General features: G+C 71.8%; 3 protein-coding genes. 2 read left to right on the top strand and 1 reads right to left on the bottom strand.

Annotated features, from left to right (window positions below):
- Positions 1 to 153 precede the first annotated feature (153 nt).
- Complete coding sequence (locus ACFWFR_RS17215; protein WP_377623829.1) at positions 154 to 780, bottom strand: uridine kinase; 627 nt, start codon at positions 778 to 780, stop codon at positions 154 to 156.
- Between the two features lie 159 nt (positions 781 to 939).
- Here ACFWFR_RS17215 and ACFWFR_RS17220 point away from each other — a divergent pair, with 159 nt between their 5' ends.
- Positions 940 to 2,184, top strand: coding sequence for an amidohydrolase (locus ACFWFR_RS17220; protein WP_377623830.1), 1,245 nt, complete (start codon positions 940 to 942; stop codon positions 2,182 to 2,184).
- A 233-nt stretch (positions 2,185 to 2,417) separates the two neighbouring features.
- Positions 2,418 to 4,988, top strand: a complete 2,571-nt coding sequence (locus ACFWFR_RS17225; protein WP_377623832.1) for a glycosyl hydrolase family 18 protein — start codon at positions 2,418 to 2,420, stop codon at positions 4,986 to 4,988.
- Positions 4,989 to 5,053 lie beyond the last annotated feature (65 nt).

The raw sequence follows: 5,053 nt of genomic DNA on the forward strand, positions 1-5,053 counted from the left end.
CCCGACGACGCCACGCGCGCCGTCGGGCGGCCTCTCGGGTCTCCGGCGTCTGCCGGTGTCCCGCGCTACGGCGGCGCGTCGCGCGGGTCGTCCCGTGCCCGACGGCGGATCGCGCCTCGGGCGGTCGCGGAGCCCTGGGCCCGGTGCAGCCGGTCAGCCCGCGAGCAGCGCGCGGACGTCCCTCTCGGCCTGCCCGGGAGACGCGGTCCGGCAGCCCTTGTCGACCCAGCCCTGGACGAGCCGCGGCTCGTCGCGCAGCAGCCCCCAGCCGCGGCGCAGCAGAGTGAGCGGCGGCTTGCGCGACTCACCGAGGTCCCGGAGGAGCCGGAACCAGAACGTCATGAGCCGCGGCCGGCGCAGGCAGATCGCGTCCGCGAGGATGCCCTCGGCCCGGCAGGCGTCGACCAGCTCGGCAGCGAAGATCCCCTCCGCGATGACGATCCGTGACCCCGTGACGTCGAGGTGGGTCGTGCCCGTCCGGCGCGAGGTCGGGATGTCGTAGACCGGGACGTCCGAGTGACCCGTCGTGACGAGCGAGAGCAGCGCCTCGAGGGCACCGGCACCGTCCCAGCTCCCGGGCGAGTCCCAGTCGACGATGCCGAACCGGTGGGGCATGTCCGGGTGGTCGACGTCGCGGTAGAAGTCGTCGAGCGCGACGACCGGCAGGCCCAGGCGACGGGTCAACGACGTCTTCCCCGAGCCGGACGGGCCCGTCAGCAGGACGATCCGTCGGGGTGGGACACGCGTGCCCTCGGGCAGGTCGAAGAGGCCGTTCGTCACCCGACCATTCTCCCAGCCTCCGGGGTGCACCCGGACGCGTGGCGCCGTCGGGCCGTGTGAGGAACCCCCTTCACTGCGCGCGTGCGGCGGACCTGTCCCGGTGGCTGCCCGGCAGCGAGCGTGTGACCGTGGAGGACACCCTCGCGACAGGAGATGCTCGTGGCTGCTCAGGAGAACGTCCCGATCGACCCGGCGCTCGTCGACCTCTACAAGGACCTCCACCGTCATCCGGAGCTCGGGTTCCAGGAGCATCGCACGTCCGGGATCGTGGCCGAACGCCTCCGCGCGCTCGGGTACGAGGTCACCACGGGCATCGGCCGGACCGGCGTCGTGGGTCTCCTCGAGAACGGCACGGGCCCCACCGCGCTGCTCCGGGCGGACATGGACGCGCTGCCCGTCAAGGAGGACACCGGTCTCGACTACGCGAGCACCGCGACCGCGACCGACGCGAACGGCAAGACCGTCCCGGTCGACCACGCGTGCGGCCACGACCTGCACACCACGTGCCTGCTCGGGGCGGCCGAGGTCCTCGCGAACGACAAGGCGAGCTGGGCCGGGACGCTCGTGCTCGTGTTCCAGCCCGCCGAGGAGCTCGGCGCCGGGGCGCAGGCACTGGTCGACGACGGCCTCTTCGACAGGTTCCCGAAGCCCGACGTCGTGCTCGGGCAGCACGTCGCCCCCCTGCCCGCCGGGAAGATCGCCGGGCACGCCGGCGCGTCGTACGCGGGCTCGGACTCGCTGCGCATCCGCATCGTCGGCAAGGGCGCGCACGGGTCGATGCCGCAGTCCTCGGTCGACCCGGTCGTGATCGCCGCGTCGACCGTCCTGCGCCTGCAGACGATCATCTCGCGCGAGATCCCGAGCACCTCGATCGCGGTCCTGACCGTCGGGTCCGTGCACGCCGGGAGCGCCGCGAACGTCATCCCCGGCGAGGCCGAGCTCCAGCTCAACATCCGCAGCTACGACGAGGCCACGCGCCAGCACATCCTCGACAGCGTCGAGCGGATCGTCCGCGGGGAGGCGGCGACGTCCGGGGCGCCCGAGGAGCCGACGATCACCGAGATCGAGCGCTTCCCCGTCGTCGTGAACGACGCGGACGCCCTCGCGAAGACGCTCGACGCGTTCGCTGCCTGGCTCGGCCCGGACAAGATCATGGACCCCGGGGCCGGTGCGGGCAGCGAGGACGTCGGCATCCTCGCGACGAGCTCGGGCGCCAAGCTGTCCTACTGGCTCCTGGGCGGCACCGACCCCTCGCTCTTCACGACCGGGGACATGAACGACCCCGCACTCCTCAAGGTGCCCTCCAACCACTCGCCCCACTACGCCCCGGTCATCGACCCGACCCTCGGGATCGGCGTGACCGCGCTGGTCACCGCCGCCCGCACCTGGTTGCCCGCGGGATAGCACCGCTCCTGCGCGACGTCGACGCGCAGGTGGGCCGCCGTCGCGACTCCCGACGGCGGCCCGGCCGCCTCTCCGGGGCGGCCGTTCGGGGGCCCGGCCACCGTTCGTGCGGGGGACCACGTACGTAGCGATCGTGTGGCAGACCCTGATGTGGACCCCCGAGCACCCGCCCTAGCGTGGCCCCACACGATGCTGCGGCAACGGTGCCGCAGCCGTGCTGGGGAGGGTCGATCATGCAACGAAGCAGACGGTCCGTGAGGCGATGGCTCGCAGCAGCCGCCGCCACGGCAGTCGTGGCAGTACCCCTGACGGTGCAGGTACCCGTGGCGCTCGCGGCCGAGGCGTGCGCGCCCGCCTGGGTGGCGTCGTCGGCGTACACGGGCGGTGCGACCGCGTCGTACGCCGGCTCGAACTACAAGGCGTCGTGGTGGACCCAGGGCGAGGTTCCCGGGACGCAGCAGTGGGGCGCGTGGAAGGTCGTCGGGCCGTGCGGGACGGGCGACCCGACGGGGACGGACCCGACCGGCACCGACCCCACGGGCGACCCGACCGGTGGCGACCCCGGCACGCCCATCTCGACGAACCCGCAGGAGAAGTGCCGTCCCGACGGGCTCGCCGTCAACAAGACCGTCGACGTCCCCTACTGCGACGTGTACGACGAGGCCGGTCGCGAGAAGCTCCCCAACGGGCTCGATCGCCGCGTGATCGGGTACTTCACGTCGTGGCGCACGGGGGCGAACGGCACCCCCGCGTACCTCGCGAGCGACATCCCCTGGACCAAGCTCTCGCACATCAACTACGCGTTCGCGCACGTCGGCCCGGACTCGAAGATCTCGGTCAACGCCGAGTCGGCGACGAGCGAGGCGACCGGCCTGACGTTCGCGGGGGCCGAGAACGCGCTCGACCCGACGGTTTCCTACAAGGGCCACTTCAACCAGCTCACCAAGTTCAAGAAGCAGCACCCCGGCGTGCGGACGCTCGTGTCGGTCGGCGGCTGGGCCGAGACGGGCGGCTACTTCGGGGCCGACGGCAACCGGGTCGCCTCGGGCGGCTTCTACGCCCTGGACACGCAGGCCGAGTACGACGCGTTCGCGGCCTCGGCCGTCGCGATGGTGCGGACCTACGGGTTCGACGGGATCGACATCGACTACGAGTACCCGACCTCGAACGTCAAGGCCGGGAACCCCGACGACTTCGCGATCGCCGGCGCCAAGCGCGGGCAGCTCTGGAAGAACTACGAGCAGCTCATGAAGACCACGCGCGAGGCGCTCGACAAGGCCGCGGCGCAGGACGGCGAGTACTACATGCTGACCATCGCAGCCCCCGCCTCGGGGTGGCTGCTGCGCGGTATGGAAGTCTTCCAGATCATGCCGTACCTCGACTACGTCAACGTGATGTCGTACGACCTGCACGGGACGTGGAACGACTTCGTGGGCGGCAACGGCGCCCTGTTCGACGACGGCAAGGACGGCGAGCTCGCGGCGGCCGGGGTGTACGGGGCCTACGACGGGATCGGGTACCTCAACGCCGACTGGGCTGCGCACTACTTCCGGGGAGCCGTGCAGGCCGGGCGCATCAACATCGGCGTCCCGTTCTACACGCGAGGCTGGACCAACGTGCAGGGCGGGACCAACGGCCTGTGGGGCAAGGCGGCGCTGCCCGACCAGACCAAGTGCCCGCCGGGCACCGGGCCCTCGCTGGGTGGCACGTCCAAGTGCGGCAACGGTGCGGGCGGGATCGACAACATCTGGTACGACGTCGACAAGGCCGGGGCCAAGATCCCTGCGGGCGGCAACCCGATCTGGCACATGCTCAACCTGCAGAACGGCAAGGTGGGCTCGTACGCCTCGGCGTACGGCGCCCCGACGGGTCCGCTGACGGGGACCTACCAGCACAACTTCGACCCGGTCACCAAGACCGAGTGGTGGTGGAACGCGCAGACGAAGTCGTTCATCTCGGGCGACTCCGACCAGGCGATCCAGGCCAAGGCCGACTACGTGGTCGCGGGCGGCTACGGCGGCCTGATGATCTGGGAGCTGGCGGGCGACTACGACCTGGACGCGGCGAGCGGCGAGTACGGCATGGGCGACAGCCTCGTGACGCGCATGCACTCGACGTTCTCGACCGCGGCTCCCTACGGCGCGGCCAAGTCCAAGACCGCGACGCCCGCCGAGGCGATCGACCTCGGGGTCTCGTTCTCGGAGTTCGCGCTCGGCGACAACAACTACCCGATCAACCCCCGGGTGACGTTCGCCAACAGGTCCTCGGTGGCGATCCCGGCCGGGGCCACGATCTCGTTCGACTTCGCGACGACCACGTCCGCGACGATCGGCGAGCAGAACGGCTGGGGCATCACGACGGTCGCGGGCCACACGGGCAACAACGTGGGCGGGCTCAAGGGGGACCTGCACTCGGCGACGCTCAAGGTCCCGTCGGGGGGCATCCCGGCGGGTGGCTCGGCGTCCACGAAGCTGTCGTGGCGCCTGCCCATGGCGCAGATCTCGAACGTGCGCGTGACGATCGGGGCCACCACGTACGCCACGACCTACGACCACCCGCGCGGAGTCAAGGTCGTGAACCCCGTGGTCTCCGGTGGGACGACGGGTGGGACTCCCGGCGGCACCCCGGGCGGGAGCACCGGTGGTGCCGGGTGCACGGCGGCCGCGTGGCTCGCCGGGACGGCCTACAACGGTGGTGCGCAGGTCACGCACGCGGGCCACAGGTGGTCTGCCCGGTACTGGACGCAGGGCAACACCCCCGTGGTCAGCGACTGGGGTCCGTGGAAGGACGAGGGGGCCTGCTGACCTGACGCCTGCGCCGAGGCAGAGGGTCAGCGTGCGGGGGTGGGGGGGGGGGGCCGCTCCACAAC

Origin of the sequence: Oerskovia sp. NPDC060287 (assembly GCF_042726775.1) — a bacterium.
GTDB classification, from domain to species: domain Bacteria; phylum Actinomycetota; class Actinomycetes; order Actinomycetales; family Cellulomonadaceae; genus Oerskovia; species Oerskovia merdavium.